Source organism: Parazoarcus communis (genome assembly GCF_003111665.1).
GTDB classification, from domain to species: Bacteria; Pseudomonadota; Gammaproteobacteria; order Burkholderiales; family Rhodocyclaceae; genus Parazoarcus; species Parazoarcus communis_B.
The window spans coordinates 2,028,657-2,054,978 of record NZ_CP022188.1; the positions used below are offsets into that span (position 1 = coordinate 2,028,657).

24 protein-coding genes and 1 other RNA gene are annotated in these 26,322 nt (G+C 65.1%); 12 read left to right on the forward strand and 13 right to left on the reverse strand.

Annotation, left to right across the window (positions count from 1 at the left end; genetic code table 11):
• Nucleotides 1-3 precede the first annotated feature (3 nt).
• Genes CEW87_RS09260 through CEW87_RS09285 form a run of 6 tightly spaced genes read right to left on the reverse strand, consistent with a single transcriptional unit; the run spans nucleotide 4 to nucleotide 6,921 of the window.
• On the reverse strand, nucleotides 4-615 hold the full coding sequence (locus CEW87_RS09260) for a glycosyltransferase family 29 protein (protein ID WP_159098131.1): 612 nt from the start codon (nucleotides 613-615) through the stop codon (nucleotides 4-6).
• Nucleotides 612-1,928 carry an O-antigen ligase family protein gene (locus tag CEW87_RS09265; protein ID WP_108972471.1) on the reverse strand — a complete coding sequence of 439 codons (1,317 nt, stop codon included), beginning with the start codon at nucleotides 1,926-1,928 and terminating at the stop codon, nucleotides 612-614. The genes CEW87_RS09260 and CEW87_RS09265 overlap by 4 nt, the downstream gene beginning before the upstream one ends.
• Nucleotides 1,929-1,937: 9 nt before the next feature.
• Nucleotides 1,938-2,972, reverse strand: coding sequence for a polysialyltransferase family glycosyltransferase (locus CEW87_RS09270; RefSeq protein ID WP_108972473.1), 1,035 nt, complete (start codon nucleotides 2,970-2,972; stop codon nucleotides 1,938-1,940).
• 10 nt (nucleotides 2,973-2,982) lie between these two features.
• A complete protein-coding gene (gene msbA, locus CEW87_RS09275; protein ID WP_108972475.1) occupies nucleotides 2,983-4,770 on the reverse strand; it encodes a lipid A export permease/ATP-binding protein MsbA in 1,788 nt (595 codons plus the stop codon).
• Nucleotides 4,767-5,429: a tyrosine-protein phosphatase gene (locus tag CEW87_RS09280; RefSeq protein WP_108972477.1), complete on the reverse strand. Its 663-nt coding sequence runs from the start codon at nucleotides 5,427-5,429 to the stop codon at nucleotides 4,767-4,769. The genes msbA and CEW87_RS09280 overlap by 4 nt, the downstream gene beginning before the upstream one ends.
• A 10-nt stretch (nucleotides 5,430-5,439) precedes the next feature.
• Nucleotides 5,440-6,921 carry an ArnT family glycosyltransferase gene (locus tag CEW87_RS09285; protein ID WP_108972479.1) on the reverse strand — a complete coding sequence of 494 codons (1,482 nt, stop codon included), beginning with the start codon at nucleotides 6,919-6,921 and terminating at the stop codon, nucleotides 5,440-5,442.
• A gap of 166 nt (nucleotides 6,922-7,087) precedes the next feature.
• Here CEW87_RS09285 and CEW87_RS09290 point away from each other — a divergent pair, with 166 nt between their 5' ends.
• The 4 genes from CEW87_RS09290 (at nucleotide 7,088) to CEW87_RS09305 (ending at nucleotide 11,256) form a co-directional block, all read left to right on the forward strand.
• The gene (locus CEW87_RS09290; protein ID WP_234421710.1) at nucleotides 7,088-8,179 is read left to right on the forward strand and encodes a glycosyltransferase family 9 protein; all 1,092 of its coding nucleotides are present in this window, start codon (nucleotides 7,088-7,090) and stop codon (nucleotides 8,177-8,179) included.
• Nucleotides 8,176-9,291 (forward strand): glycosyltransferase family 4 protein, encoded by a 1,116-nt coding sequence (locus CEW87_RS09295; RefSeq protein WP_108972481.1) that lies wholly within the window; start codon nucleotides 8,176-8,178, stop codon nucleotides 9,289-9,291. Before CEW87_RS09290 ends, CEW87_RS09295 begins: the two co-directional genes overlap by 4 nt.
• Nucleotides 9,291-10,361 carry a glycosyltransferase gene (locus CEW87_RS09300; protein ID WP_108972483.1) on the forward strand — a complete coding sequence of 357 codons (1,071 nt, stop codon included), beginning with the start codon at nucleotides 9,291-9,293 and terminating at the stop codon, nucleotides 10,359-10,361. Before CEW87_RS09295 ends, CEW87_RS09300 begins: the two co-directional genes overlap by 1 nt.
• Nucleotides 10,362-10,458: 97 nt before the next feature.
• Complete coding sequence (locus CEW87_RS09305; protein ID WP_108972484.1) at nucleotides 10,459-11,256, forward strand: symmetrical bis(5'-nucleosyl)-tetraphosphatase; 798 nt, start codon at nucleotides 10,459-10,461, stop codon at nucleotides 11,254-11,256.
• A gap of 21 nt (nucleotides 11,257-11,277) precedes the next feature.
• Here CEW87_RS09305 and CEW87_RS09310 read toward each other — a convergent pair whose 3' ends face one another.
• Nucleotides 11,278-12,048 (reverse strand): lysophospholipid acyltransferase family protein, encoded by a 771-nt coding sequence (locus CEW87_RS09310; protein WP_420094132.1) that lies wholly within the window; start codon nucleotides 12,046-12,048, stop codon nucleotides 11,278-11,280.
• Nucleotides 12,049-12,131: 83 nt separating this feature from the next.
• Nucleotides 12,132-12,890: a GNAT family N-acetyltransferase gene (locus tag CEW87_RS09315; protein WP_108972486.1), complete on the reverse strand. Its 759-nt coding sequence runs from the start codon at nucleotides 12,888-12,890 to the stop codon at nucleotides 12,132-12,134.
• A 214-nt stretch (nucleotides 12,891-13,104) separates the two neighbouring features.
• Between CEW87_RS09315 and ilvD the strand changes: the two genes are divergently transcribed.
• From ilvD to ssrS, 4 genes are all read left to right on the forward strand, one after another.
• Entirely contained in the window at nucleotides 13,105-14,955 is a 1,851-nt protein-coding gene (gene ilvD, locus CEW87_RS09320) for a dihydroxy-acid dehydratase (protein ID WP_108972488.1), read from the forward strand.
• A gap of 93 nt (nucleotides 14,956-15,048) precedes the next feature.
• Nucleotides 15,049-15,243, forward strand: a complete 195-nt coding sequence (gene zapB / locus CEW87_RS09325; protein ID WP_108950517.1) for a cell division protein ZapB — start codon at nucleotides 15,049-15,051, stop codon at nucleotides 15,241-15,243.
• A gap of 10 nt (nucleotides 15,244-15,253) precedes the next feature.
• On the forward strand, nucleotides 15,254-15,550 hold the full coding sequence (locus CEW87_RS09330; protein WP_108950518.1) for a cell division protein ZapA: 297 nt from the start codon (nucleotides 15,254-15,256) through the stop codon (nucleotides 15,548-15,550).
• A gap of 23 nt (nucleotides 15,551-15,573) precedes the next feature.
• Nucleotides 15,574-15,757: non-coding RNA, 6S RNA (ssrS, locus tag CEW87_RS09335), on the forward strand.
• Between the two features lie 76 nt (nucleotides 15,758-15,833).
• Here the strand turns inward: ssrS and CEW87_RS09340 are convergent.
• Nucleotides 15,834-17,870, reverse strand: a complete 2,037-nt coding sequence (locus tag CEW87_RS09340) for a TRAP transporter permease (protein WP_108972490.1) — start codon at nucleotides 17,868-17,870, stop codon at nucleotides 15,834-15,836.
• A gap of 84 nt (nucleotides 17,871-17,954) precedes the next feature.
• A complete protein-coding gene (locus tag CEW87_RS09345; protein ID WP_108972492.1) occupies nucleotides 17,955-18,911 on the reverse strand; it encodes a TAXI family TRAP transporter solute-binding subunit in 957 nt (318 codons plus the stop codon).
• Between the two features lie 277 nt (nucleotides 18,912-19,188).
• On the opposite strand from CEW87_RS09345, the gene CEW87_RS09350 reads away from it, so the two are divergent.
• Nucleotides 19,189-20,646: a TrkH family potassium uptake protein gene (locus CEW87_RS09350; protein ID WP_108972494.1), complete on the forward strand. Its 1,458-nt coding sequence runs from the start codon at nucleotides 19,189-19,191 to the stop codon at nucleotides 20,644-20,646.
• A gap of 12 nt (nucleotides 20,647-20,658) precedes the next feature.
• Here CEW87_RS09350 and CEW87_RS09355 read toward each other — a convergent pair whose 3' ends face one another.
• Both CEW87_RS09355 and CEW87_RS09360 read right to left on the reverse strand, forming a co-directional pair.
• On the reverse strand, nucleotides 20,659-21,357 hold the full coding sequence (locus CEW87_RS09355) for a response regulator (protein WP_108950522.1): 699 nt from the start codon (nucleotides 21,355-21,357) through the stop codon (nucleotides 20,659-20,661).
• Nucleotides 21,354-22,601, reverse strand: coding sequence for a DUF4118 domain-containing protein (locus CEW87_RS09360; RefSeq protein WP_108972496.1), 1,248 nt, complete (start codon nucleotides 22,599-22,601; stop codon nucleotides 21,354-21,356). Before CEW87_RS09360 ends, CEW87_RS09355 begins: the two co-directional genes overlap by 4 nt.
• 170 nt (nucleotides 22,602-22,771) lie before the next feature.
• On the opposite strand from CEW87_RS09360, the gene CEW87_RS09365 reads away from it, so the two are divergent.
• A complete protein-coding gene (locus CEW87_RS09365; protein ID WP_108950524.1) occupies nucleotides 22,772-23,578 on the forward strand; it encodes a sulfite exporter TauE/SafE family protein in 807 nt (268 codons plus the stop codon).
• 15 nt (nucleotides 23,579-23,593) lie between these two features.
• Complete coding sequence (gene rhtB, locus CEW87_RS09370) at nucleotides 23,594-24,214, forward strand: homoserine/homoserine lactone efflux protein (RefSeq protein WP_108972498.1); 621 nt, start codon at nucleotides 23,594-23,596, stop codon at nucleotides 24,212-24,214.
• Nucleotides 24,215-24,230: 16 nt separating this feature from the next.
• Here rhtB and CEW87_RS09375 read toward each other — a convergent pair whose 3' ends face one another.
• Complete coding sequence (locus CEW87_RS09375) at nucleotides 24,231-25,340, reverse strand: substrate-binding domain-containing protein (protein WP_108972500.1); 1,110 nt, start codon at nucleotides 25,338-25,340, stop codon at nucleotides 24,231-24,233.
• Between the two features lie 100 nt (nucleotides 25,341-25,440).
• Here CEW87_RS09375 and CEW87_RS09380 point away from each other — a divergent pair, with 100 nt between their 5' ends.
• Nucleotides 25,441-26,265, forward strand: a complete 825-nt coding sequence (locus CEW87_RS09380; protein WP_108972502.1) for an extracellular solute-binding protein — start codon at nucleotides 25,441-25,443, stop codon at nucleotides 26,263-26,265.
• Nucleotides 26,266-26,322 lie beyond the last annotated feature (57 nt).

Below are 26,322 nucleotides of genomic sequence, written 5' to 3' on the forward strand. Positions count from 1 at the left end.
GTTTCAGTCTGCCTGGGCGAGGTTGCGCACGCGGCCGCTGGCGATCATGTCGGCGACGACGCGTTGCTCTTCCGCGCCGTCATGGGGTTTCGACGCCTTGCGCGGATGCTTGATGAGGCCGAAAAACTTGCGGTTGTAGAAGGTCCCGCTGGCGAAGAAGTCAAAGCCGGCAAAGGCCAGCTCTGCACACTTGCAGTGATTGAACAGGAAGTTCAGTGCAATCAGCCCTGTCGATGGACGGGCGGGCTCGATGCGGGCGTGAAGTGCTTCCCAGATCTCCACCGGATGCAGCACCAGGCGCTCGCCCAGCGCGCTCAGGTCGGGCATCTTGTCGCGCTTTGGCGTGGCCCACACCACCCAGGACGGTTTGAACCAGTCGTCGATCATCGCCGCGCTGAGTTTCTCCGACGACGTGAACACCACATCGGTGCGACTGCCCTGATGCTCGGGGGCGCGAATCGACCCGAGGTTCATGCGCACGACTGCGTCATAGGCGTCGATGCGCGCACCGAGGTGCTGGGAGAACTGGCTTTCGCTGTTTCCGATCACCACCACCCGTTTGCCATCCAGGTAGTGCCTGAGGCCGGAAAACCCGTCCTGTTCGCGTGTGTTCATACGGATCCTTTCTTTGCACCCGGACGGTCTGTGCATCGGAGCTGGCGGGTGCGAAAGGCGAGTGCGCCCGCGGGTACGGCCAGCGTCATGATCAGGATGTTGGTGCCGACGATGGCGGGGAAAAACACGTTCGACAGCGAGAACAGGAATGCCGCAGAAATGCACAGCAGTCCGGTCAGCGCAAAGTAGCGCACATGGTCATCGCCCGAGGTGACGAGTGCCCGGTGGAAATGCCGGGCCAGACCGATCACGAAATACGCCAGCGCGGCCAGCCCGAGCAGGCCTCCGCGGGCGAGGGTATCCACGATGCCTGAGTGCAGGTGAGTGAAGTGCGCGGCGGCGGGGTTGAGTGTGCCCGTCTGCGCGCTTGCTGCAAGGTAATCACCGAGGTTGGCGACGCCGATGCCGAGCACCGGCCGGGACATGAAGGCGTCGAAGCCAACACGATAGAGGTGGAGCCGGGTGCCGATCGACGACAGCGTCATCGACGCCGCGTCCTCTTTGGTTGTCGTGAGGACGGCCATGACGTTGTTGAGCTCGTCCGCGGTGCGCTCGTTCAGTACCGGTAGCAGGCCCAGACCGATGATCAGCAGCGACAGGATGCCGATCGTCACCCCTGTACGAAGGCTGCGCCGCATGTCTCTCGCACCCAGGCTCAGAATCCAGATCAGCACCGGCGCCACGACCCATCCGCCGCGGGTGCCGGACGCGTACGAGGCATAGATGCCGCAGCCGAGCGCGATCAGGGTGCAGGTCTGGAACAGCGGCGTTCTTTCGGCCGTCGGGGTCACGACCCACGCGGCAAGGGCCAGAAATCCGAGAAGGAGGGCGTCGTTGCCGAACGGGATGGCGTTCATGAAGCCGCTGACCCGCTCCAGGCCGAGCACCTGCGCCTGGTATGCGGCCAGCGCCGCAGCGGCGACGCAGCCGACGATGACCCCCCATCGCAGTGATCGTGCATGGATGCCTGTCCGGCTGATGGCGAAGTAGACGAGGAAGCCGAGCACCAGTCTGCCCGACTTGTCGAGCATGCCGGGGTCCCAGCCGGTCAGCGCCATGTTGAGCACATCGTGCACTGGCAGCACCAGGAACAGTGCTGCCATCTTCAGATCGCTGCGGTCCGCATCCTTCCGGTACACGAGCAGCGCGAGGCCGACGATTGCCAGCAGGGCGGCCATCGTGCCCGGACTGCCTGCACCGCGCAGGCTGACGAGACCTGCAAAAGTGAGCCAGACTGCAAAATCGCAGAACACGCGCAGGGCTCGGTGCGTATCGGCAGAGCGCGGGGACGTCGGGGTCAGGACTGCGTTCATGATCGATGTTCAGGGATGCGTGGCGACGCCGAGCGCGGCGAAGGTGCGCTCCATGTCCTGCTTCTCTGCGGTGGATTTGAAGCGGATACGCGACCAGCCGAAGGCCTCGACCAGCGTTGTTGCCGGGTAGAGCTGGCGGGCGAACAGCAGTGCCGAGGAGCGCACGCCGACAACCGCATCGTAATGCGTGCCGGCCATGAACATTTCCAGGGTCTGCTCGGGGGTGATGACGCGGTAGTCGGGATGGGCGAGTTCCCGTTGTGCATCCTTGGGGTGCCCCTTGTAATCGATGGCGTCGAATCCATGGTCTGCGAGCCAGGCGCGGATCTCGCCCGTTACCGCGGCGAGATCGGCCGGCGACATGAGTTCGAAGCCGGTGAGCGGCTGCCCGATCACCAGCGCACGTCGGCCAGTGCCGGCCGGGCCGGATTGCCCTGCGGCCGGTTCGACCAGTGGCGGCAATACATGCACCTTTTGCGCCGGGTATTCGTGCGGAAGCCCCGGCAGCACGTAGATGCGGTCACAGAAGGCCGCGTCTGAACCGATGCGGTCGCCGTCGAAGCACCAGTAGTCGAGCTCGGGGGCGATCAGTCGACGCAGTTTGCGTGCGTACTGGGCCAGCCGCTTGCCTGCGCTCAGCGGGTAGCGGCGGGTGCTGATGATGCCGTCGGGCAGGATGCGTGCGCGCATCGTCCGTGCGCCGCAGGCCCTGGGGAGCGCCCGCAGGAAGTAGTTGATGGCCTCGGTGTCGAACACCGCGCTGTGGATGTGCAGGGTGTCGCACTGGCCGACGAGCCCGGCGACGAGGCCGATGTTGGCGCGCAGCCGGCGGTGCCGTCCGAACACGCCCGGCAGGGGCTCCCAGCGCGGCCAGGACATGTAGCTTGCCGCGTCCCATTCCCCGGGTTGGATGATCGACGCGACGCCGTGCTTGTACCAGACCAGCACCTGGCGGCTACCGGCTTCCGCCGTGGCAGCGATGCGGCGCGCGGCCAGGTATTGCAGCGGTGAGGCGACGAAGTAGAGTGCGGTGGTGCCCGGCATGGCGTTCTGTTCAGGGCGCCGGCTGCGGTGCCGCTGCAGGTTCGGCGGTGGTGGCGGGGGCGATGTCAGTACCGCTGGCGAGCAGGCGGGCGTAGCTTCCGTTGGCTGCGGCCAGTGCTTCGTGCGTGCCCGACTCCACGATCCTGCCGTGCTCCATCACCACGATGCGGTCCGCATCGCGAATCGTCGACAGACGGTGGGCGACGACGAGCACGGTGCGATCCTTGCGCAGCGTGTCGAGCGCGTTCTTGACCGCGCGCTCCGACGCATTGTCGAGCGCCGAGGTGGCCTCGTCGAGCAACAGGATGGGGGCGTTGCGCAGAAAGGCGCGGGCGATCGCGATGCGCTGGCGCTGGCCGCCCGAGAGCTGACTGCCGTTGGGGCCGATACGGGTGGCGAGACCTTCGGGCAGGGCCTGGATGAAGTCCCACGCATGGGCTGCGCGCGCGGCGGCCTCGATCTGAGCAATCGCGGTCTGCGGCTGGCCGTAGGCGATGTTGGCGGCGACGCTGTCGTCGAACAGCACGACATGCTGGCCGACCCAGCCCAGTTGCGCGCGCAGCCAGCCCAGCGGCAGCGTGTCGAGCGCCTCGCCGTCGAGCAGGATGCGGCCGTGCTGCGGTGAGAAGAAGCGTGCGATGAGATTGATCAGCGTGCTCTTTCCGCTGCCCGATGCGCCGACCAGCGCAATCGTTTCGCCCGGATGCACGCGCAGGTCGAAGCCGTCCAGGGCCAGCCCGTTCTGCCCCGGGTAGCCGAACCCGACCTGCTCGAAACACAGTTCGCCGCGTGCGCGGGGGCGCGTGGCGCCGGTGGTGTCGATCGTGTCTGTTTCGACGGCGGTATCGAGCAGTTCGAAAATGCTCTGCGCGCCGGCGAGCCCGCGCTGGATCACCGCGTTGATGTTGGTCAGGCGCCGGATCGGCTCGAACAGCATCGACATCGCGGTGACGAAGGAGACGAACTCGCCCGGACTCAACCTGTTTTCCGCCGAGAGCGCAGACGCGGTCCAGATCACCGCCGACACGGCCGCTGCGGCGAGGACCTGCACCAGCGGCGCGTTGGCCGATGACACCCGCACGGTATGCATGGTCTGTTTGCGCAGTCGCTCGGCAAGGCTGGCGAAGCGCTCGTCCTCGTAGTCGTGGGTGCCGAACAGCTTGACCTCGCGGATACCCGACAGCGAGGCCTCCACCGCGCCGGTGACACTGCCGGTGGTCAGCTGCATGTCGCGGTTCGAGCCGCGCAGCTTGCGGCTCGCCACCCGGATCAACCACGCCACGACCGGTGCAATGGCCAGGATCAGCAGCGTGAGCTCCCAGGCGGTATAGACCAGATACGCGGTGAGGCCGAGGATCACGAAACTGTCGCGGATGACGATGATCCACGCGTTCGACAGGGCTGCACCCACCTGCGGGATGTCGTACAGGATGCGCGACAGCATGCGCCCGCCCGACTCGGCCTGGTGCACGGACAGCGGCAGGTGAAGCTGGTGGCGGAACACCGCCTGACGCAGGTCGGTGATGGCCTTGTTGGCGATCCACTGGCTGGAGACGTTGGCGACATACTCGGCGATGCCCTTGCCGAGGAAGGCCAGCATCAGGAACAGCGGGATCTGCCACTGTGCCGTGTGGTTCTTGCCGATCAGGCTCTCGTCGATCAGCGGCTTGAGCAGGGCGGGCAGCACCGGTTCGAGCGAGGCGGCCGCAATCATGGCCAGCACCGACAGCACCACAACCTTGCGATACGGGCGCAGCGTGCCGAGCAGGCGGCGGTAGAGCGAAAGCGAGTCTTTCATTCGCGGTGCAGGACCTTGTCCACGATCAGGCTGGAAAAGCCCTCATCGCGAAAGCTCACCTTGAGCGCCTGTTCGTCATACACGGTGTCAACCCAGTCGATGAAGGCGATGGGCCGGGTCGCGTTGTACGCCAGATAGGTGGCAAAGAAGAAATCCAGGATCCCGGTCTTGGCCCGTTTCGAATGGCCGTACTTCCACGACAGTTCGCTGATGGCATCGCTCACCGGGTGACCGAGGTGCAGTACGCGGTACAGCACGGCGCCGAGCCCGGCGCGGTCGGCGCCCGATTTGCAGTGGATCAGGGCCGGATACTCGAGGCCGGCAAAGATGTCGCGCATGCGGTGTATCTCGGCCACCGAGGGCGGGGTGCGGGAATACAGCTTGACGCTGATCAGCCTGATGCCGAGTTGCGTGCAGGCTTCTTCTTCATAGAAGTACGAGCCGTAGTCGTGCACGCCGCGCAGGTTGATGATGCTGCGGATGCCGTAACGGTCGCGGTACTTGCGGATCTGGCGCGGGCTGGGCTGGCTGCAGCGATACATGTCGCCGCCGAGCGGATAGAAATTGTTGTAGATCGCGCGTACGCAGCCGTGGTCGACCAGATGCATGTCCAGCCAGGTACGGAACCGGCGCGAAGGTGTTGAGAGTGCGTTGTGCATGTGCTGCTTTTCAATAGCCCTTGAAGCCCTTAAGCAGCCATATTGACACCCTCCTGTGAAAATTCTGATAAACCGCGACGTCGACGTCCGCGATTTTTTCAACTGATTCGAAACAGGCGCCGGTATCACCGATGTCCGGCCTGATCGAAACGAACAGCACCGGGTCGCCCGATGTGGTGCCCAGCGGCACGGTGAGGCCGTAGTGGTCGATGATGTGCGGGTCCGCCTGCCAGCGTGCGTAGCGGCTCGGGCGCAGGCCGTAGATCAGCTGCGCCAGGAGTTCGCGATCGTCGCCGACCAGCACCGCGTCGGGGTGGGCTGCGAGCTGCGGGCGCACCTGCCCGACCAGCTCATTCCAGCCGCGCGCCCGTTTGTAGGGATCGTTACGGCCATTGAGCGTCTTGCCCGCGAGCTGAACGATGTCCGGCCAGTGATAGACGGCGATGCCCAGCACCGCGTTGAGTGCGACTGCAATGATCGCCAGCTTCCATCTGGCCCGCTGCGCGAGAAAGGCGATCACCAGGACGCTGGCGGAAACATACACCGGGGCCGACCAGTTGCCGTTGGCACGGCCGGTGAGCGCCTGCAGGCTGACGATCACCAGCAGTGGCAGGGAAAACAGCAGCAGGAAGCGGAAACGTGGCTCGACCCAGCCGGGCTGCGGGCGAAGAAAGGCCCATAGCAGGCCGGCCATCAGCAGCGGCCCGAAGGAGATCCACTGCGCGCCGGCGAACTCGACGAATTCATCCAGATTCAAGCCGCGCCCGCCGACACCGATGCGGGTGATTTCCGCCGTGTGGCGGAGGGTCGGGAAGTCGTGCTGCCAGTTCCACCACAGGTTGGGAGTCAGAATCGCCAGCGCGACCAGGGCGCCAATCCAGGGGCCGGGTCGCGTCAGCTGACGACGCCCGTCGGCATCGGCCAGCAGGACGAGAAAAGCCGAGCCGACGAAGGCGAGCATGGTGTATTTCGACATCAGGCCAAGGCCGCACACGACCCCGAGCCCCACCCATTGCTGCACCGTGCCCCGCTGCAGTGTGCGCCACAGCAGCAGCATGCCGAGCGCCCAGAAGAACAGCAGCGGTGCGTCGGTGCTGACGAACAGGCCCAGGGTGGCGGTGAGCGGCATGGTCAGGAAGGCAAGCCCGGACCAGAAGCCGACGCGATTGTCGAACAACGTGCAGCCGAGCTGGCGAATGACCACTGCGGTGGCCGGGTAGAGGATCAGCGACGGGGCCTTGATCGCCAGCAGGTGATCGCCGAAAAGCTGGATCGAGCCGGCGATCAGCGCGGCGATCATGGGGGGCTTGGAGTAATAGCCCCAGTCCAGTGATTGCGCCCATCCCCAGTAGTAAGCCTCGTCGACGTAGGGGTCGAGGCCGAGGTGAATGATCACGCCCACGCGATACAGGCTGAGCGCCAGCGCGATCGCAATGAATGACATCAGCGACGCGCGCTGCGGGGTTGCGCCGGCATACCGATCGGGTTTCATAGGGCGGGGATTCTACGCGAATGCAGGGGCGCCGAAGTTGATGTGCGGGCCGGAATGAGGGCTCGGGATGGCGTGCATCGAAACGTCACGCGACTGCCATCTTCCTGCAATCCCGGGACTTCAGCATCGCCGGAATGTACACCGCCTGCGATTGTCGTCCCTGCCCATGAGCGCACCCGAGGCCCTGCCGGAAAGCGTGGTCAGCCGCGGCATGTCCCGCATCCTGCTGGTGCGTACCTCGGCGATCGGCGACATCGTCTTTGCCTCCCCCTTTCTGGCCGCCTTGCGTCAGCGTTACCCGGAAGCGCACATCGCCTGGCTGGTCGAGCCCGGCATGGCCGGATTGCTCGAAGCCGATCCCTGCGTCGATGAAGTCATCCTGTGGCCCAAGACAGAGTGGAAGCGTCTTTGGCAGGCCGGACAGTACCGTGCGCTGGCGGCGCGCGTCCGTGCGTTCTCCCGCATGCTCAAGGACGGTCGGTTCGACACCGCGATCGACCTCCAGAGTCTGCTCAAGAGCGGCTGGCTGACCTGGCTCTCGGGCGCCCCTCAGCGCATCGGCCTGGGCTCGCGCGAAGGCAGCCAGTACCTGATGACCCGGGTGGTGCCGGGTGGCGGCATGCCGGGGCAGATCAGCTCGGAATATCGTCATCTGGCGCAGGTACTCGGGCTCGATACCGCCGGCTTTCATCCCCGCCTGCGCTTGTCTCCGGCTGTGCAGCGCCGCGCGCTGGACAAGCTCGCGCACCACGGCGTGGCTCCCGGGTGCTACGTCGTGTTCGCACCCTTTACGACCAGAGCGCAGAAGCACTGGACCGAAGAAGCATGGCACGCGCTTGCGCGTCGGGCGCAGCGGGATCTCGGGTTGCGGCCGGTCGTGCTGGGCGGCCCGGGCGATCGTGACGCGGCGCAACGGATTGCGGGCAAGGACACCGGTGCGCTCGCACTCGCCGGCGAAACCACGCTGGCAGAGGCCGCCGCTATTGTCGAGCACGCGGCGCTGGTGATCGGCGTGGATACCGGTCTGACCCACATGGCCGTGGCCTTCAAGCGGCCGCTTGTCACCCTGTTTGGTTCCACCCGCCCCTACCTCGATGCCGGTCGCGCCAATGTGCGCGTGATCTGGCTGGGGCTCGGGTGTTCTCCCTGCCGCCGCACGCCTTCCTGCGGCGGCGCCTTTCCCTGTATGCGGGACATCGATCCCGCGCGCGTTCTCGACGAGGCGCGCATTGTCCTGAATGCGGAGATTCCATCATGAAAGTCCTGCACGTCGAATCCGGCCGCCACCTGTATGGCGGGGCGAAACAGGTGCTGCACATCATGGAAGGCCTCAAGCGCCACGGGGTGGAAAACCTGCTGGCCTGTCCCACAGGCGCGCACATCGCAACGCTGGCACGTCCGCACGCGGAGGTGTTCGAGATGAAGATGAAGGGCGATGCCGATGTCGGCATGGCGCTGCGACTGCGGCGCCTGATCGCAGCCCAGGCGCCCGACATCGTCCATATTCACAGCCGGCGCGGAGCCGACCTGTGGGGCGGTGTCGCCGCCATGCTCGGACGGGTGCCGGTGGTGCTGTCGCGCAGGGTGGATAACCCCGAGCCGCAATGGCTGGTGCACGCCAAGTATTCGATGTACGAGCATGTGATTGCGATCTCGGACGGGATTCGCAAGGTGCTGATCGATGAAGGCCTGAGCGAAGGCAGGGTGAGTTGCGTGCGCAGCGCGGTCGATCCTCGCCCCTATCTGGGCGACTACGACAAAGCCGCGTTTCGCGCCGGACTCGGGCTGCCAGCGGATGCGCTGCTTATCGGCATGGTCGCCCAACTGATCCCGCGCAAAGGCCATCGCCACCTGCTGCAGGCGCTCGATGACGTGCTGGTGCGCCATCCCGGTGCGCAGGTGTTGATCTACGGTCGCGGACCGCTCGAGGCCGAACTGCATCAGCTGATCGCAGCGCGTGGTCTGCAGCGCAATGTCCGCCTGATGGGCTTTGTCGATAACCTGCCGGCAGTGATCGGCTGCCTTGACTTGCTGGTGCACCCGGCCGATCTCGAAGGGCTCGGGGTGTCCTTGCTCCAGGCTGCGGCGGCTGCGGTGCCGATTGTTGCCTGTCGCGCTGGCGGCGTGCCCGAGGCGGTGCGTCACGGCCTCAACGGGCTGCTGATCGAGTCCGGCGATGTGACGGCGCTGGCGGCGGCAATCAACCGCCTGCTCGTCGATCCGGCACTGCGCGTGCATATGGGTGCGGCCGGTCGCGCGCTGATGGTGCGCGAGTTCTCGGTCGATGTGATGTGCGAGGGAAATCTGGCGGTCTATCGCAAGGTGCTGGCTTCGCAGCAGGTGCTTCGTCCCGCAGGCATGCCGGCTTGATGAAAACGCTGCATCTGATCGGCAGTGCCGGGATGGGCGGCGCGGAGCGCTGGTTTGCGCGATTTCTTGGTGCAATGACGCGACGCCAGGAGAAAGTGGAAGCGGTGGTGCGCACCGGTTCGGCGCTCGCCCGGCGCCATCTGACCGGGGTGCCTTTTTACGAACTGCCGCTGCGCACGGTGTGGGATCCCGTGTCCCGGGTTGAGGTGTCGCGCCTCATTGCAGGCAGCGACGCGCGTATCGTGCAGACCTACATGGGGCGGGCAACCCGCCTGACGCATATCCGGCCGGGCCGGGGCAGGGTGCATGTGGCGCGGCTTGGCGGTTACTACCGGCTCGACCCGTTTCGCCACGCGCATGCCTGGATCGGCAATACCCGAGGGCTGTGCGACTGGATGGTCAAGGGCGGGCTGCCGGCGAACCGGGTGTTTCACATCACCAACTTTGCCGAGCCGGTGAAGGAGTCGGGCGCAGCCGAGCGGATTGCGCTGCGTGAGCAGATCGGCCTGAGCGACAGCGACTGCATGATGGTGACGGCAGGACGCCTGGTCGAGGTCAAGGGCCACCGCTTCCTGATCGATGCGCTCAGGCGCGCGCCGGCTGAGGTCGCGGGGCGACGTGTGCGCCTCGTGATCCTGGGCGACGGCGAACGCCTGCTTTCCCTGCAGCAGCAGGCGGCTGAGGCCGGCGTGGCCGAGCGGATCCACTGGGCGGGGTGGCAGCACGACCCCGCGCCCTGGTATCAGGCTGCCGATCTGGTGGTCTTTCCGTCGCGCGACGAGGAGACGCTCGGGAATGTCATCCTCGAGGCCTGGAGCCACGGCAAGCCCCTGCTCACGACTGCATTCAGGGGCGCGCGCGAGATTGCGCGCCACGGTGAGGATGCCTGGGTCGTGCCTTGCGACGACAGCGCGGCACTGGCTGCCGGTATCGAGCAATTGATCCGTGACACGGGGCTGCGACAGCGCCTGGTGCAGGCAGGACTTGTGCGGGTGCAGAGGGATTTCTCGGAGGCGGCCGTTATCGACCAGTACCGCGCGCTCTACTCGGGGCTGACCGGGGCGGGCTGATCTTCGGCGGGGGCTAAATCGGTGTAACGAGTTCAGTTTTGTCACATTAGTCGGGTAGACTCCTCGCCCAATCTCTTTTTCCCCCTCCCACCGGGCGATGGCAACGTACGCAATAGGCGATATTCAGGGCTGTCACGACGCGTTTCAGCGCTTGCTGGCGAAGATTTCGTTCGACCCCGCGGCAGACCGCCTGTGGATCGTCGGCGATCTGGTCAATCGCGGGCCGCAGTCGGTGCAGGTTCTGCGCGCTTTGCGCGAGATGGGCGACTCGGCAACGGTCGTGCTTGGCAATCATGATCTCTACCTGTTGATGGTCGGCGCCGGCGACAAGCGCCGGGACAAGGACGATACGCTGTACCAGGTGCTCGAGGCGCCCGACCGTGACGAGTTGCTGCACTGGCTTTCAGGCCTGCCGCTGATACACGTCGAGGGCGATCATGCGATGCTGCATGCGGGCTTGCTGCCGCAATGGACCGTCTCCAAGGCACAGGCGCTGGCAGCCGAAGTGAGTGCGGCGCTGACGGGGCCCGATGCAAGGCAGTTCCTGCTGCACCTTGCAGGTGACCGCCCCGACCGCTGGGACGAGTCACTGAAGGGGTGGCCGCGCCTGCGCGTGATCGTCAATGCGATGACGCGCATGCGCTTCTGCACGCCCGACGGGCGCATGGCGCTGCGTGGCAAGGGGCCTCCGCACAAGGCGCCAGCCGGTACCGTGCCGTGGTTTGCTGCGCCTGAGCGCTTCAACCGTACCCACACAATCGTCTGCGGCCACTGGTCGGCGCTCGGGTTCTACCGCACGGAAGGCTTGCTTGCACTCGACTCCGGCTGTGTCTGGGGTGGCAAGCTCACCGCAGTGCGACTCGACGACGACGAGGTGTTTCAGGTTACCGCCTGAGTATGTCGGGGCGGTGGAGCGTCAGGCGGTTTTCGGTTGCATCGATGTGCTTGGGCGGACCACTGCTTTCTGCCCGTCTGGCGCGTGCTGTGCGTCCGCGCCGATCCTTGCCGCAATCATCTCGCGGGTCTGGTGTGCAAGTTCGCGACGACTGCTGTCCGGGGTGGTCGTCAGGGGCGTGTCGACTGCGATGCGCGCGACCAGGTGGCGATGCGCGAGGATGTTGTCCAGACATTCGCCCAGGCTGAGGTCGCCGTCATAGGCCGGGGCCCGGCTCGGGCTGCCGTCTTCCAGGTGATAGGACAACGCGAGCGTTTGCAGTGGCTGTCCGGCCTCGATGGCCGGTTGCAGCAGGGCAGCGTGGAAGTGCAGGACATGGCTGCCGTCGGTCGTCGTGCCTTCCGGAAACACCGCCACGTTGCGGCCAGCGCCAAGCAGCGACGCAATCTCTGCGTTGACGATCTTCGCGTGGCCACGGCTGCCGCGACGCAGGAAGACGGTTTCGCTTTTTGCCGCCAGCCAGCCAATGACCGGCCAGGCGCGGACTTCATGCTTGGAGATGAAGGCCGAGGGCGCAAGGGCGTTGATGACGAAGATATCGATCCACGACACGTGGTTGGCCACCAGCATGCTGCCCGGTGCGATGTCGCAGCCGCCGGGCTGAAGCTTCATGCCGAGAATGTTCAGCAGTTGCCGCGACCAGCGCTGACGCAGGCGCAAACGGGTGGCGTCGCGGCTGAGCGGATAGACCAGTGCGACCGTGAGCACGCCGCGGGCCAGATGCAGGCCCACGCGCAAACGGCGCCAGCCACGCAGCAGCGCTGGGCTGGCGGCGTGGCCGGGTGGGGTGCGCGGCGCGCTGGCGATATTGGTGTTCAGTCTTTGCGTCCCAGGAAGTGCTTGGCGTATTTGTCCGACACCTTGTCCATCGGAATCAGCAGTGGCAGGTCGGCCGTGTTGAAGTCCGGATCCCACGCGGGGTCACCGCACACCCAGGCACCTGCACGCAGGTAGCCCTTGATCAGCGGGGGCGTCTCGGCCGGCAGGTCGCCGCGCAGCATGTCGAGCGGCAAGGCAAGCCGCGGGAATACGCGGTATTCAAGCGGTGCCAGATGCGTTTCACGCAGACGATTATACAGACTGGCTGCAGTGTGGCCGCCGTCGGCCATGCTGATCGAGGCGCAGCCGATCAGATAGCCGTAGCCGTTCTCCTTCATGTAGCGGGCGAGCCCGGACCACAGCAGGGTGATGACGGCGCCGCTGCGATAGTCGGGGTCGATGCAGGAGCGGCCGATCTCGACGATGCGGTTGCGCAGGTGCTGCAGGCGGGTGAGGTCGAACTCGTTTTCCGAATAGTAGCCGCCGACCTTGCACGCGGCAGACGGCGACAGGATGCGATAAGTGCCGACGATGCGCCCGGCGTCTTCGTCGCGCACGATGAGGTGTTCGCAGAAGGGGTCATAGATGTCGCGGTCAACACCCGGCGTGCGGGTGGAAAGGCGGGCGCCCATCTCTTCGGCGAATACGCGGTAGCGAAGCTTCTGTGCTTCGAGAATCTCGGTGTCGCAGGTGGCGAGCCCGACGTGAAAATTGCGCCCGGGGCGGTTTGCGACTTGCTGGCGGGTCTGGAGCATGAGATGCGTCCCTTTCCGGTTTGGGGTGTTGCCATTCTCGAAACTCTGCGTTGCGACACAGTGACGTCGGGGTTACGGTGCGATGACGCTTTTCTGCCGCTGTCCGCCGGGCGTTTGCGCAGGGATGCTTGCGGGCAGGCAATCGCAATGTTCCGGAGTGCCCATTGCGGGGTTAGAATCACCGGCTTTCCTGCAGAATTTCCGGAGCGCCGTCATGCCCCAGTATCGTTCCCGTACCTCCACCGCCGGCCGCAACATGGCGGGCGCCCGCGCGCTCTGGCGCGCGACTGGCATGAAGGACGGTGACTTTGAAAAGCCGATCATCGCCATTGCCAACAGTTTTACCCAGTTCGTGCCGGGGCATGTGCACCTGAAGGACATGGGGCAACTGGTCGCACGCGAGATCGAGAAGGCCGGCGGCGTAGCCAAGGAATTCAATACCATCGCGGTCGATGACGGCATCGCCATGGGTCATGGCGGCATGCTCTATTCGCTGCCGTCGCGCGACCTCATCGCCGACAGCGTCGAATACATGTGCAACGCCCACACCGCAGACGCGCTCGTGTGCATCTCGAACTGCGACAAGATCACCCCGGGCATGCTGATGGCCGCATTGCGCCTGAACATCCCGACCATCTTCGTGTCCGGTGGCCCGATGGAAGCCGGCAAGGTGAAGTGGGAGGCCAAGGTCATCTCGCTCGACCTGGTCGATGCGATGGTTAAGGCGGCCGACAAGAACTGCTCCGACGAAGAAGTCGACGCCATCGAGCGCTCGGCATGTCCGACCTGCGGTTCGTGCTCCGGCATGTTTACCGCCAACTCGATGAACTGCCTGACCGAAGCGCTGGGCCTGTCGCTGCCGGGGAACGGCACCACGCTGGCAACCCACGCCGACCGCGAAAAGCTGTTCAAGGATGCCGGCCATCGCATCGTCGATCTGGCCCGTCGCTATTACGAGCAGGACGACGTCACCGCACTGCCGCGCTCGATCGCCAGCTTCGAGGCGTTCGAAAACGCGATCACCCTCGATGTCTCCATGGGTGGGTCGACCAATACCGTCCTCCACCTGCTGGCTGCTGCAAATGAAGCCGGTATCGATTTCACCATGAAGGACATCGACCGCATCTCGCGCCGCGTGCCCTGCCTGTGCAAGGTGGCGCCCGCCGTGCCGGACGTGCATATCGAGGATGTGCACCGTGCCGGCGGCATCATGAGCATTCTCGGCGAACTCGATCGTGCCGGCCTGCTGCATCGCGATGTGCCCACTGTTCACAGCAAGACACTGGGCGATGCTCTGGCGCGCTGGGACATCATGCAGGCTCACGACAAGGCGGTGTTCGACTTCTTCCTCGCTGCGCCCGGCGGCGTGCCGACCCAGGTCGCCTTCAGCCAGAACCGGCGCTGGAACGAGCTCGACATGGACCGCGTCAAGGGTGTGATCCGCAGCAAGGCCAATGCTTTCAGCCAGGATGGTGGACTGGCCGTGCTCTACGGCAACATTGCCGAGAAGGGCTGCATCGTGAAGACCGCCGGGGTGGACGAGTCGATCTGGAAGTTCTCCGGTCGCGCCCGCGTGTTCGAGAGCCAGGAAGCCTCGGTGGAGGCTATTCTTGGCGAAGTGGTGCAGGCGGGCGATGTGGTCATCATCCGCTACGAGGGGCCAAAGGGTGGGCCGGGCATGCAGGAGATGCTGTATCCGACCTCCTACCTGAAGAGCCGCGGGCTCGGTAAGGAATGCGCATTGCTCACCGACGGCCGCTTCTCGGGCGGCACCTCGGGCCTGTCGATCGGCCACGCGTCGCCCGAAGCGGCTTGTGGCGGCGCGATTGCGCTGGTCGAGGACGGCGACGTGATCGAGATCGACATCCCGAATCGCAGCATCCGACTGGCGATCAGCGACGAAGACCTCGCCGCCCGCCGTGCCGCAATGGAGGCGAAGGGAAGCGCGGCATGGAAACCAGTCAGCCGCGAGCGTTACGTCTCCGCAGCCCTCCAGGCCTACGCGGCGCTCACCACCTCGGCCGATACCGGCGCGGTGCGTGACGTGACGCAGGTACAGCGTTGAGCAATCGTTGAACCGGGCCCCTTCGGGGGCTCATCGCACCGGGTTCGCCCGGCTTATTGACCGCGTCATTCTCCCCCCGCTACCATCCACGCCATGGACGCAGAACTCACCCGGCTCGAGACCCAACTCGAGCAACTCATCAGCCAGTACAGCGGACTCAAGGGCGAGAACCGCGAGTTGCGCACGCGTGTGGGCAAGCTGGAAGCCGAGAACCATCAATTGGCGGCAAAGGTGCAGCTGGCGACCGAGAAACTCGAAGCCCTGCTGGCAAAGCTGCCGGAAGCCTGAGGAATACCGTATGGAATCCCTGGACATCACCTTGCTGGGCAAGGAATACCGCGTGGCCTGCACGGCCGAGACCAGGGACGGTCTGGTTGAAGCGGTCGCCTATGTCGATGGCAAACTGAAGGAGCTGGTCGGAAAGACCAGCGCGTCGGGTGAAAAGCTGGCCGTTATGACCGCGCTCAACATCGCCCACGAGTTCATTCAGCATCAACGTGGAAACGGGTTTGACATGCCGGCCGCGAAGCGTAGAATCGGACTCATGCAAGCACGCCTTGACGGGGTACTGGCCCAGCAGGACAAGCTCTTTTGAGCTTTGAAAAAGCGTGTAAAATCAATCCCCTGCCGTGTTCGTTGAAGTCGTAGATTCCTTGAACCAATAGTCGAGAGACTTGGTTGCTGACCATAGATGCCGCTGGTGTGCACGCCCCTTGCCGGGTGAGCCTGAAGCGGAAGGAAAGTGACCTCCCTGAACCCTAGGTTCAGGATGCCCGGCGGAAACGGCACAGGCGGGGGGCCAAACAAAAAAGCGCAGCGTAAGCTGCGCTTTTTTCGTCTGTAGATTATGACTTTCGTCAGTCATCTCCTGCCGGCCATCAGTGCGCCAGCTGGCGACGACGCCAGACCTGCAGGCCGAGCAGGAGCGCAGCAGCCCCAACGCCGATCTCGTCGGTGATCGGCAGTGCGGCAACAAGGCAGATTGCAGCAAGCAGCGCACCGACTCTCTCCGGCCAGCTCACCGGTTGCCACAGATAGCCTACCGAGGCGACGCCCCACAGGCCAATCGCCAGCACAGCCTTGAACACGATCCACACCACCGCCAGAACAGTCGGGTCGCCCTGCAGCATCAGCTCGGGCGCGTAGACCGCCATGTAGGGGATGATGAAGCCGGCCATGGCAATACGCACCGCCTGCACGCCGATCTTCATGCCGGACACGCCAGCGATCGGCGCCGCTGCAAACGCGGCCAGTGCGACCGGCGGCGTCAGGTCCGCGAGAATGCCGAAGTAGAACACGAACATGTGGCTGACGATCAGCGGCACGCCCAGCTCGAGCAGGGCCGGTGCGGCCAGTGACGAGGTGATGATGTAGTTGGGGATGGTCGGGATGCCCATGCCCAGCAACAGGCAGACCAGCATGGTCAGTACCAGCGACAACAGCATGTTGTTTTCGCCGAGGGTGATGATCATGTTGGCAAACGAGGTTGCGGCGCCGGTCAGGGTCAGCACGCCGATGATCACGCCCACCAGGGCGCAGGCCACGCCTACCGGCAGCGCATGACGCGCGCCGTCGGCCAGCGCATTCACTGCCAGTCGCAATGTCTCGCGTCCGCCATGGATAAAGGCGCAGACAAGGACCAGCAGCGCGATCAGCACGAAAAAGGCATCGATGCCCCACTTCAGAAAGCCGGAGCAGGCGATGCCGAGCGCGATCCAGAATGCCACCCGCAGGGCGTTGCCCTTGAGCCGGAGCGCAATCGCGGCGCCGAAAATCAGCACTGCGGTGAGCGCCAGGCCGACGGTGCCGGAAAACAGCGGGGTGTATCCGGAGAACAGCAGCCACACCAGAATGCCCAGCGGCAGCAGCAGATACCAGCCGCGCCGGATGGCCTCCCACGCGTTCGGGCATTCGCTCTTCGCTAGCCCGTGCAGGCCGGCGCGACCGGCTTCCAGGTGCACCATCCAGAAGGCAGTGACGAAATAGAGCACCGCAGGAATGATGGCGGCCGTGACAATCTCGACATAGGCCACGCCAATGGTCTCTGCCATGATGAAGGCCACCGCACCCATCACCGGCGGCATGATCTGCCCCCCCATGCTGGAAGTGGCTTCCACCCCGCCGGCAAACTCCGGGCGGTAGCCGAAGCGCTTCATCAGTGGGATGGTGAATTGTCCGGTGGTGACGACGTTGGCCACGCCGGAGCCGTTGATCGTGCCCATCAGCCCGGAGGAAATCACCGACACCTTGGCCGGTCCGCCGCGGGTGTGACCGACGGTGCCCAGCGCGAAGTTGGTGAAGAGCTGGATCATGCCGGCCTGTTCGAGAAAGGCGCCGAACAGGATGAACAGGAAGATGTAGGTCGAGCTGACGTAGGTGGGGACGCCGTAGATGCCCTCGGTACCGAAAGTGAGGTGTTCGATCAGTTGCGAGAAATCGTAGCCCCTGTGTGCGAGGTCGCCCGGGAGGTACTGGCCGAAGGCTGCATAGGCCAGGAAGGTTGCGCAGATGAGCGGTAGTGCCGCCCCCATCATGCGCCGTGCACCTTCGAACACCATGATCAGGGTGATTGTGCCGACCACGAGGTCGGTCTGCGTCGGGTCTCCCGCGCGCTGGATCAGGTCGCCCTCGTAGATCCAGTGGTAGAACGCCAGCACGAATCCGGTTGCGCCGATCAGCCACGCCAGTGACGGTACGCTGCGCCTGCGGGGCAGCCACACCGGAAACGAGGCGAAGGTCATCAGCAGCAGAAAGCCGACGTGTATCGCCCGTACGACCTGGGACGACAGTGGATGATAGGCCGCGATGACGATCTGATAGGCCGAAAAGGCTACTGCGATCAGGAACAGCGCACGTGCCTGGAGGCCCTTTTCGCGCTCCCAGCCGAAGGGTGTGAGCGAGCTGTTTTCGGACATGTGAAACTCCGGTCAGACGGATACAGTCTGCACCGCCGGGGCGGGCAGACTGCAGGGTCGGGGCTGGGTTCAGCCCGAAGACGATTACTTCAGCAGGCCGACTTCGCGGTAGTAACGCTCGGCACCCGGGTGCAGCGGCAGCGGCACGACGGCAGCGTCTTCCTTGGTGATGCCCTTTGCGGCGGCGTGCGCATTGACGAGCTGGTCGAGGTTTTCGAACATGGTCTTCGTCATTGCATACGCGGCATCGTCGGATACGCCCGAGTGGGTGACCAGGATGTTGCGGATACGCACGGTCGGTACGTCAGCGGTCTGTCCCTGGTAGGTGTTGGCCGGAATGACGCTGGCCTGATAGGCTGCATCGCCGATCTTGGCGACCACCTCCGCCGGTACCGGGACCACCGTGATCTGCAGCGCATTGGCGAGGTCGCGCAGCGAGGCGACGCCGAGGCCGGCCGATTGCAGCGTGGCATCGAGCTGGCGGTTCTTGATCAGCTCGACCGATTCGCCGAACGGAAGGTACTCCACCTTGCCGAGGTCGTCGTACGTCATGCCCGCGCCCTTGAAGATCGCACGTGCGTTGAGCTCGGTGCCCGAGCGTGCGGCGCCGACCGAGACCCGCTTGCCCTTCAGGTCGGCCAGGGTCTTGATGCCGGAGTCGCTGGCGGCGACGATCTGGATGTAGTTGGGGTAGATCGCAGCCACGCCGCGCAGCTTGCTGAGCTTGGTCTTGAAGCCTGCCTCCTCGACGCCGTTCCATGCATCGGAAACTGCGTCGCCGAGGGCGAAGGCAATCTCGCCGCGCCCGGCCTGGAGCAGGTTGAGGTTTTCCGCGCTGGCCTTGGTGGACTGCACGCTGACCTTTGCATTCGGCAAGGCATTGCCGTAGAGCTGGGACAGGGCGACGCCGAGCGGGTAGTACACGCCACTGGTGCCGCCGGTCAGCACATTGACGAATTGCTGGGCGTGCGCAGTTTGTGCGCCAACAGAGGCGCCAAGCATCATGCCGGCCGCCAAGCCGAGGGTGCGAATCAGTCTCATCGAATGTCTCCTACCTTGATTGTTGTATGTCAAAGGATGCATCGAAGTCGCCCGTTCTGGCGCCGGGTCGAGATCAATGGCCCACTGTGCCCTCGAATGCGTAGGCGAGGCTATCCGTGTTTGCCCGAATACAGACACGGAGTTGAAGGGGCCTGGCGTGCGCCCGGCGTGGGTGTTGCGGTGCGGAATCTTTACACCATCTTTACGCCTTTCTCCCTAGCATTCACACCCTTTCTCGGGTGTTCTGGCGGGTGCATGCGCGTGCCGGACTGATCAGATGCGCAGCTATTTTCCCGTGATCGGCGCGCTTGGCCTCGTCCTGATGCTGTTCGGGCTGGTCATGGCGTTCCCGCTGGCGGTCTCGTATTTTCTGAGTGACGGCGCGGTAACGGCTTACGACGAAGCGCTGCTGGTGACCTTTGCCTGCGGTCTGCTGGCCTGGCTCACGACCCGCAGGCGGCGACGCGATCTCCGGGTGCATGACGGTTTTCTGCTCGTTGCTGCAACATGGATCGTGGTGCCGGTGTTCGGCGCCATGCCGCTGATGCTCTACATGCCGGCGCTCTCGTTCACCGATGCCTATTTCGAGGCCGCCTCGGGCCTGACCACGACCGGTGCAACCGTGCTGACCGGGCTCGAATACCTGCCGATCTCGATCAACCTGTGGCGTACCTTCATGCACTGGGTTGGTGGCATGGGGGTGATCGTCCTGATGGTGGCGGTGCTGCCGCTGCTGGGCATCGGCGGGCGGCAGGTGTTCAAGGCGGAAACGCCGGGACCGATGAAGGAATCGGGGCTGACGCCGCGCATTGCCGAAACGGCAAAAGGGCTGTGGACGGTCTACGCGCTGCTGACCCTGGCCTGCGGTCTATCCCTGTGGTGGGCCGGCATGAAGCCGTGGGAGGCGGTGATCCATGCGTTCTCGATCATGGGCCTGGGGGGCTTCTCCGATCGTGATGCCAGTCTCGGGGGCTTCGACAGCCTGCCCATCGAGCTGGTTACCATGGGCTTTGCGCTGCTGTCAGGCGTGAATTTCGCCACTCACTACCTTGCGCTGGTGCGGCGCAGTCCCGGTGCCTACCTTCAGGACCCCGAGGTGCCGTGGTTCTTCGGCACGCTTGCAGTCATGATCGGCGCTCTGACGGTCTATCTGATGCAGTTCCACGTGTACGAGGACATGCCCACCACCCTGCGCTATGTCTCCTTCCATGCGATATCACTGGCCACTTCGCTCGGTCTGGCCACTTACGACTACACCTTGTGGCCGATGTTCGCGCAGATCTGCGTCCTTTTTCTGTGCAGCTTCGCCGCCTGTTCGGGCTCGACCGGGGGCGGCATCAAGATGATGCGGGCGATCATCCTGTACAAGCAGTCCTATCGCGAGATCGTGCGTTCGCTGCACCCGAGCGCGGTGCTTCCGCTCCGGCTCGGGCGCCAGGCCGTCTCGGAAGGGGTGCTCCATGCGGTGCTGGCCTTCAGCTTCATGTACATGGTGACCATCGTCAGCCTCACCCTGCTGCTTGCGGCAACCGGCCTCGATCTCATCACCGCATTCTCCGGCGTGGTGGCCTGCCTCAATAATGCAGGCCCCGGCCTGGGAGAGGTGGGGCCGGCGTCCAACTACCAGGGGCTGAGCGACCTGCAGACCTGGATTCTGAGTTTCTCGATGATCCTCGGGCGGCTGGAGATCTTCACCCTGCTGGTGGTGATGACGCCGACCTTCTGGCGCAGGTGACTGCCGGTCTGCCTACAGCACCAGGCGATAACCGACACCGGATTCGGTCAGGATGTGGGCGGGGAAGCCGGGGTTCGGCTCCAGCTTGCGCCGCAATCCGCCCATGTACACCCGCAGGTAGTGGTTGTGTTCGACATGGTTCGGCCCCCATACGGCGGCCAGCAGCTGACGGTGGGTGAGGACGCGGCCTGCGTTGGCAATCAGGTGGCCGAGGAGCTTGAATTCGATCGGCGTCAGGCGCACCGGCTCGCCATTGCGGGTGACGCTGCGCTGGGCGAGGTCGACCTCGATCTCGCCGAAGCTCACGGTCGACAAGCCCTCTGACGGGCGCAGCGACCGTCGGAGCAGGGCCCTGACCCTGGCCAGCAGCTCGGCGATGCCGAATGGTTTGGTGAGGTAGTCGTCCGCTCCTGCGTCGAGTGCGGCAACCTTGTCGTGTTCGTCGCTGCGCGCGGACAGCACCAGCACCGGCATGCCCGACCACGCCCGCAACGCGGCGAGCACCGCAAGCCCGTCCTCGTCCGGCAGGCCGAGATCGAGGATGAGCAGATCAGGTTTGCGCGAGTTCAGTTCGATGCGCGCACGCGCCGCGGTGCCGGCTTCGCTGACCACGCAGCCGGCCGACTCCAGTGCGGTGCGTACAAAGCGGCGAATGCCGGGCTCGTCGTCCACGATCACGACGGCAGGCGGGTGGGTGAGGGCGTCTTTCACGCTTCGCTGTCCGGGGGCTGAGGTGGGGTTGAAAGGGGCAGGCGCATCGTGACGCGTGCGCCACCACCGGGCGGGCTGTCGATCTCGACCCGGCCGCCATGGGCGCCGACGATCGCGCGCACGATGGCGAGGCCAAGGCCGGTGCCTGAAGGCGGGCTTCCCGCCGCCGGCAGTCCGGGCCCGTCGTCGCTTACGCTGAGGCTCAGCATGCCGGCATCGGCGCTGGCCGCGATGTCGATCCGGCCCGCCGGCGGCGTGTGGTGGGCGGCGTTCTCCAGCAGATTGCACAGCACCCGCTCCATCAGGACCGGGTCAACATCGATCAGCGGCAGGGTGTCGGGCAGGTCGATGGCGATCCTGTGCGTGTTCAGCAGGCTGCTGCGGGCCTGCATCGCCGCACCGACCACTTCCTCCAGCGGCAGCCACTCGCGGCGCAAGGTGACCGCACCCGACTGCAGTCGGGCGAGGTCGAGCAGGTCGCGGGCGAGTGCGTGCGTGCGCAGCGCTTCGGCGCGGATCGCGTCCGCGAGCTCGGCCTGTGCCGGGGGCAGCGGCGGCCCGGCCAGCGGCAGGGCTTCGGCCAGCCCGGCGAGCGCGGTCAGCGGCGTACGCAGGTCGTGCGACAGCGTCGCCAGCAGGGCGCTGCGCATGCGCTCGGCCTCGATCTCGATCCGGTTGCGCTCGGCCTCGGCGAGGTAGTGCTCGCGCTCGATCGCGGTGGAAAAGAGCGTGGCGTAGGTCTCCCGCAGCGAGGCCGGTGTGTCGGGGCCCAGTCCATCCATGCTGCGGGCGCGCAGGGCGCCGATCTGTTCGGCATTGACCGCAGCGGACAGGGCCTGGGCGATTTCGTAGAGCTGTCGGGATTCGCGCTCCCGCGCCTCGGCATCATCGCGCTCGCGGCCGAGGCGGGTGGCCAGGGCGGCGGTGGTCAAGGCGACAGCCAGCAGCACGGCGAAGGTCAGCAGGTACTGCAAGTCGCTCACCGCCAGGGTGAAGTGCGGGTGGACGAAGAAGAAATCGAACAAGGCCACCGAGAGAAAGGCGGCGAGAACCGCCGGGCCGCGGCCGAAGCGAACCGCTGAAAACATCACCGCCAGCGGAAACAGCATGGCGATGTTGGCCAGGTCGAATGCGCCGAGCAAGGGGGCGCCGATACCGGCAACCGCGCCGACCGTGATCGCGGCATAGAGATAATCCTTCCAGCGCAGTGGTGTGGCAAGGGCGGTTGGCGGGGGCTGATCCATGTGCGAACTCTAGCGCGAAGCAGGGTCGTCCGGTGTGCATGCGGCGCGCTCGCCGATCCCCGCGTGTTTGCGTCCGGCATGTGTGGCTCTTGCGTCCCGGCGCCTAACTGGCCACCATTCGGCCCTTGTCGCGACGGACGTCGTCGCGCGCAGCGAGGGCGTCTGGTGCAATGGAATTCGATCTGTGGTTGGTGGCCTACCTGGGCCTGGGGGCGATTGTCGGTTTTTTTGCCGGTCTGCTCGGCGTGGGCGGCGGCGGCATCATGGTGCCGATGCTGACGACCTTCTTCGTGGCCCAGGGCTTCCCGCATGAGCAGGTTCTGCACATGGCGCTGGGTACGTCGATGGCGACCATCGTGCTGACCTCGGTGTCCAGCCTGCGGGCCCATCATGCGCGTGGGGCAGTGCACTGGAATATCGTTCGCAGTATCACCCCTGGCATCCTGCTGGGGACTTTTGGCGGTACCTTCATCGCGTCGCGGGTGGATACGGTGCCGCTGGCGATCTTCTTCGTCTGCTTCATGGCCTACGTGTCCATCCAGATGCTGCTCAACGTCAAGCCCAAGCCCTCGCGCAATCTGCCCGGTACCGCAGGGATGACCGCGGTCGGCATGGGCATTGGCGGCGTGTCGGCGCTGGTGGCGATCGGCGGCGGTTCGCTGTCGGTGCCCTTCATGACCTGGTGCAACGTCAAGGTTCAGCACGCCATCGGCACCTCGGCCGCGATCGGTCTCCCGATTGCGGTGGCCGGAACGGTGGGTTACCTGGTCAATGGCTGGTCGGTCGCCGGTACGCCGTCGCTGTCTTTCGGCTATATCTACCTCCCGGCACTGGTGCTGGTTGGCATCGTCAGCATCTTCATGGCGCCGGTCGGCGCTTCATTTGCGCACCGTTTGCCGGTGGCGACGCTCAAGAAGATCTTCGCCGGCGTGCTGATGCTGCTGTGTGCCAAGATGCTTTATTCGCTGTTTGCCTGAGCGGAGTGTGACGGTATGAGCTGGAATCTGTGGCTGCCCTTTCTGGTGGCGAATCTCGTGATCTCGGTGTCGCCCGGGCCGGGGGCGGTGTTGTCCATGGCAACCGGCCTGCGTCACGGGTATGGCGCCGCGCTGCGGTCCATCGCCGGATTGCAGGCGGCATTGCTGCTGCAGCTTGCGGTGGTGACGCTTGGGCTCGGCGCCCTGCTGGCGACATCGGGCACGGCTTTTCTCGTCGTCAAGGTGCTGGGGGCGGTGTACCTGGTGTGGCTTGGTGTCGCCAAGTGGCGCGCCAGGGTGGAGGCGCTCGATGAGGCCGGCAGTGCAGCCGGCCGGCCCCGGGGCGGTCTGTTCATGCAGGGCATGCTGGTGAACCTGACCAATCCCAAGGCCATCGTCTTCATGGCGGCGCTGGTGCCGCAGTTCATGGTGGCCACCGCACCGCAGTGGCCGCAGATTCTGGTCATCGCCACCACCATGGTCGTGGTCGATACGGTGGTGATGTCCTGCTATGCGCTGCTGGCGACCCGCTTTCGTCCCTTGCTGCGCAACCCGAACGCGCTCAGGATCCAGAACCGTGTGTTCGGCGGGCTCTTTGTCGGTGCGGGCGCCTTTCTGGCTGCGTCCAGTCGCTAGTGCGCAGGGTGCGTTCTCAGTCCTGGGCGGAGGGCCTCGGGCTGCGGTAGGACCACCATGGCAGCACCTGGCGCATCGACAACACCTCACCTGACTGTGCCGGCTGGTAGCCGGCCAGCCTGCCAAGGCCGGCCTGCCATGCATTGCCCTTGAGCAGATCGAGCAGTGCGGCGACCGCCGGTGTATCGAGTGCCGATTTGAGGCAGGCAAGGTGGTAGCGTTCGTTGGCCAGCGGCACGAAGTCCAGCCCGCGCCCACGCGCCGTGGCCTTGATGCCGAGGCCGACGTCGGCCTGGCCGGAGGCAACGGCCTGGGCCACCGCAGCATGGGAGTGCTCGGTATGGTCGTAGCCGTTGATGTCCTGCACGGGGATACCCGCCTGTAGCAGAAGCTCGTCCAGCAGCACGCGGGTGCCAGTGCCTAGCGCACGGTTGGCAAAGCGGGCCCGGCTTTGGCGCACGTCGGCCAGCGAGTGCAGATTCAGTGGATTGCCGCGGGCGACGATCAGGCCCTGGGTCCGCCGCGCAAAACCGATGATCTTGTGCAGGCCCGGGCGCAGCAGGGGCTTGTAGGTGCGGCGTGTCAGGCTGTCGGTGTCGGCGCCTTCCAGCGTGTGGAAGCCGGCCATCAGGCAGCGCCCCTCATTGAGGGCGCGAATGGCATCCACACTGCCGCTGAAGCGGATGTCGAGATGCAGTCGGTGCGCGGGCTGGCGTGCCTGCTCCTGCAGTGCGGCAAGTGCCTCGTCATGGCTGGCATACATGGTCAGCACATGGACGCTGTCGTCGAAGGCCACGGCATAGACGCGCTCGAGATCGGCGCGCAGGGCCTCGATCTGCGGCAACAGCCTGGCCTGGGCCTGGCGTTCGGCCCACATCAGCTTGGTGCCGAATTCGGTCAGTCGCGCGGGCTGTCCCTTCTCCCACACGATCATGCTGTGTCCGAGGCTCTCCTCCCAGCGTCGGAGCTCGCCCCAGACATGCCGGTACGACAGACCAAGACGTTTGGCCGCGCCCGAGATCGAGCCGCTTTCGGCCACAGCCTGCAAGAGGTCGATCAGCGGATTGTGGACGCGGGCGGGGCTGGCGTCATCGCCGAGGGTGTAGTGAAAGTTGATCCTATGCACAGCGCTTCATATTGATCGAAGTCATGCGGGCGCTTACGTTACCCGAAATCTCGAAGAGTCGCCGGTTCCGGTGATCCAACACCCACTCAGAGGAGTTTGTATGAACGCATCAGTCGAGAACTTTCGCGCTACCCGCAAGGCATGTGTCCTGGTTGCGCTGCTGTCCGTATTCTCGACCGCTTCGGCGGAGTCGATCGTGATGGCCTCCACGACCTCGACCGAGCAGTCCGGCCTTTTCTCTCACCTGCTGCCGGCCTTCACCAAGGCCAGCGGCATCGAGGTCAAGGTTGTCGCCCAGGGCACGGGTCAGGCGCTCGATACCGGGCGCCGTGGCGATGCCGACGTGTTGTTCGTGCATAACCAGATCGCAGAGGAAAAATTCGTTGCCGAAGGCTATGGCGTAAAGCGTTATCCGGTGATGTACAACGACTTCGTGCTGATCGGGCCGGAGGCTGATCCGGCGGGCGTGCGCGGCAAGGACATCGTCGCCGCGCTGAAGAAGCTGGCTGCCGCCAACGGCAGTTTTGTGTCGCGCGGTGACAAGAGCGGTACCCACGCGGCCGAACTGCGCTACTGGAAGGACGCCGACAGCGATTCGAACAAGGGCACCGGCTACAAGGAGTGTGGCTGTGGCATGGGCCCGGCGCTGAACATGGCGGCTTCGTCCGGCGCTTATGTGCTGGCCGACCGTGGCACCTGGCTCAATTTCAAGAACCGCGCCGATCTCAAGGTGCTGGTCGAAGGCGACACCCGCCTCTTTAACCAGTACGGGGTGATGGTGATCAACCCGGCCAAGCATCCGCACGTGAAGGCTGCCGAAGCCCAGCAGTTCGTGGACTGGGTGGTTTCGCCGGCGGGTCAGGCCGAGATCGCAGGCTACAAGATCGGGGGTGAGCAGCTGTTCTTCCCCAACGCCGGTCAATAAGCACGCATTCTGCGCACGGCCGCGCCCGTCGTGGCGGCCCCTGCGGAGTGGACGGGT

What these genes read in the sequence shown, in the direction of transcription:
- CEW87_RS09350 (WP_108972494.1), top strand. Translation starts at nt 19,189, where the DNA reads ATGCGCAGCTATTTTCCCGTGATCGGCGCGCTTGGCCTCGTCCTGATG.
- rhtB (WP_108972498.1), top strand. Translation starts at nt 23,594, where the DNA reads ATGAGCTGGAATCTGTGGCTGCCCTTTCTGGTGGCGAATCTCGTGATC.
- CEW87_RS09380 (WP_108972502.1), top strand. Translation starts at nt 25,441, where the DNA reads ATGAACGCATCAGTCGAGAACTTTCGCGCTACCCGCAAGGCATGTGTC.
- CEW87_RS09305 (WP_108972484.1), top strand. Translation starts at nt 10,459, where the DNA reads ATGGCAACGTACGCAATAGGCGATATTCAGGGCTGTCACGACGCGTTT.
- CEW87_RS09270 (WP_108972473.1), bottom strand. Translation starts at nt 2,972, where the DNA reads ATGCCGGGCACCACCGCACTCTACTTCGTCGCCTCACCGCTGCAATAC.
- CEW87_RS09290 (WP_234421710.1), top strand. Translation starts at nt 7,088, where the DNA reads ATGAGCGCACCCGAGGCCCTGCCGGAAAGCGTGGTCAGCCGCGGCATG.
- zapB (WP_108950517.1), top strand. Translation starts at nt 15,049, where the DNA reads ATGGACGCAGAACTCACCCGGCTCGAGACCCAACTCGAGCAACTCATC.
- CEW87_RS09345 (WP_108972492.1), bottom strand. Translation starts at nt 18,911, where the DNA reads ATGAGACTGATTCGCACCCTCGGCTTGGCGGCCGGCATGATGCTTGGC.
- CEW87_RS09330 (WP_108950518.1), top strand. Translation starts at nt 15,254, where the DNA reads ATGGAATCCCTGGACATCACCTTGCTGGGCAAGGAATACCGCGTGGCC.
- CEW87_RS09340 (WP_108972490.1), bottom strand. Translation starts at nt 17,870, where the DNA reads ATGTCCGAAAACAGCTCGCTCACACCCTTCGGCTGGGAGCGCGAAAAG.
- CEW87_RS09265 (WP_108972471.1), bottom strand. Translation starts at nt 1,928, where the DNA reads ATGAACGCAGTCCTGACCCCGACGTCCCCGCGCTCTGCCGATACGCAC.
- CEW87_RS09360 (WP_108972496.1), bottom strand. Translation starts at nt 22,601, where the DNA reads ATGGATCAGCCCCCGCCAACCGCCCTTGCCACACCACTGCGCTGGAAG.
- msbA (WP_108972475.1), bottom strand. Translation starts at nt 4,770, where the DNA reads ATGAAAGACTCGCTTTCGCTCTACCGCCGCCTGCTCGGCACGCTGCGC.
- CEW87_RS09260 (WP_159098131.1), bottom strand. Translation starts at nt 615, where the DNA reads ATGAACACACGCGAACAGGACGGGTTTTCCGGCCTCAGGCACTACCTG.
- CEW87_RS09315 (WP_108972486.1), bottom strand. Translation starts at nt 12,890, where the DNA reads ATGCTCCAGACCCGCCAGCAAGTCGCAAACCGCCCCGGGCGCAATTTT.
- ilvD (WP_108972488.1), top strand. Translation starts at nt 13,105, where the DNA reads ATGCCCCAGTATCGTTCCCGTACCTCCACCGCCGGCCGCAACATGGCG.
- CEW87_RS09285 (WP_108972479.1), bottom strand. Translation starts at nt 6,921, where the DNA reads ATGAAACCCGATCGGTATGCCGGCGCAACCCCGCAGCGCGCGTCGCTG.
- CEW87_RS09365 (WP_108950524.1), top strand. Translation starts at nt 22,772, where the DNA reads ATGGAATTCGATCTGTGGTTGGTGGCCTACCTGGGCCTGGGGGCGATT.
- CEW87_RS09280 (WP_108972477.1), bottom strand. Translation starts at nt 5,429, where the DNA reads ATGCACAACGCACTCTCAACACCTTCGCGCCGGTTCCGTACCTGGCTG.
- CEW87_RS09295 (WP_108972481.1), top strand. Translation starts at nt 8,176, where the DNA reads ATGAAAGTCCTGCACGTCGAATCCGGCCGCCACCTGTATGGCGGGGCG.
- CEW87_RS09300 (WP_108972483.1), top strand. Translation starts at nt 9,291, where the DNA reads ATGAAAACGCTGCATCTGATCGGCAGTGCCGGGATGGGCGGCGCGGAG.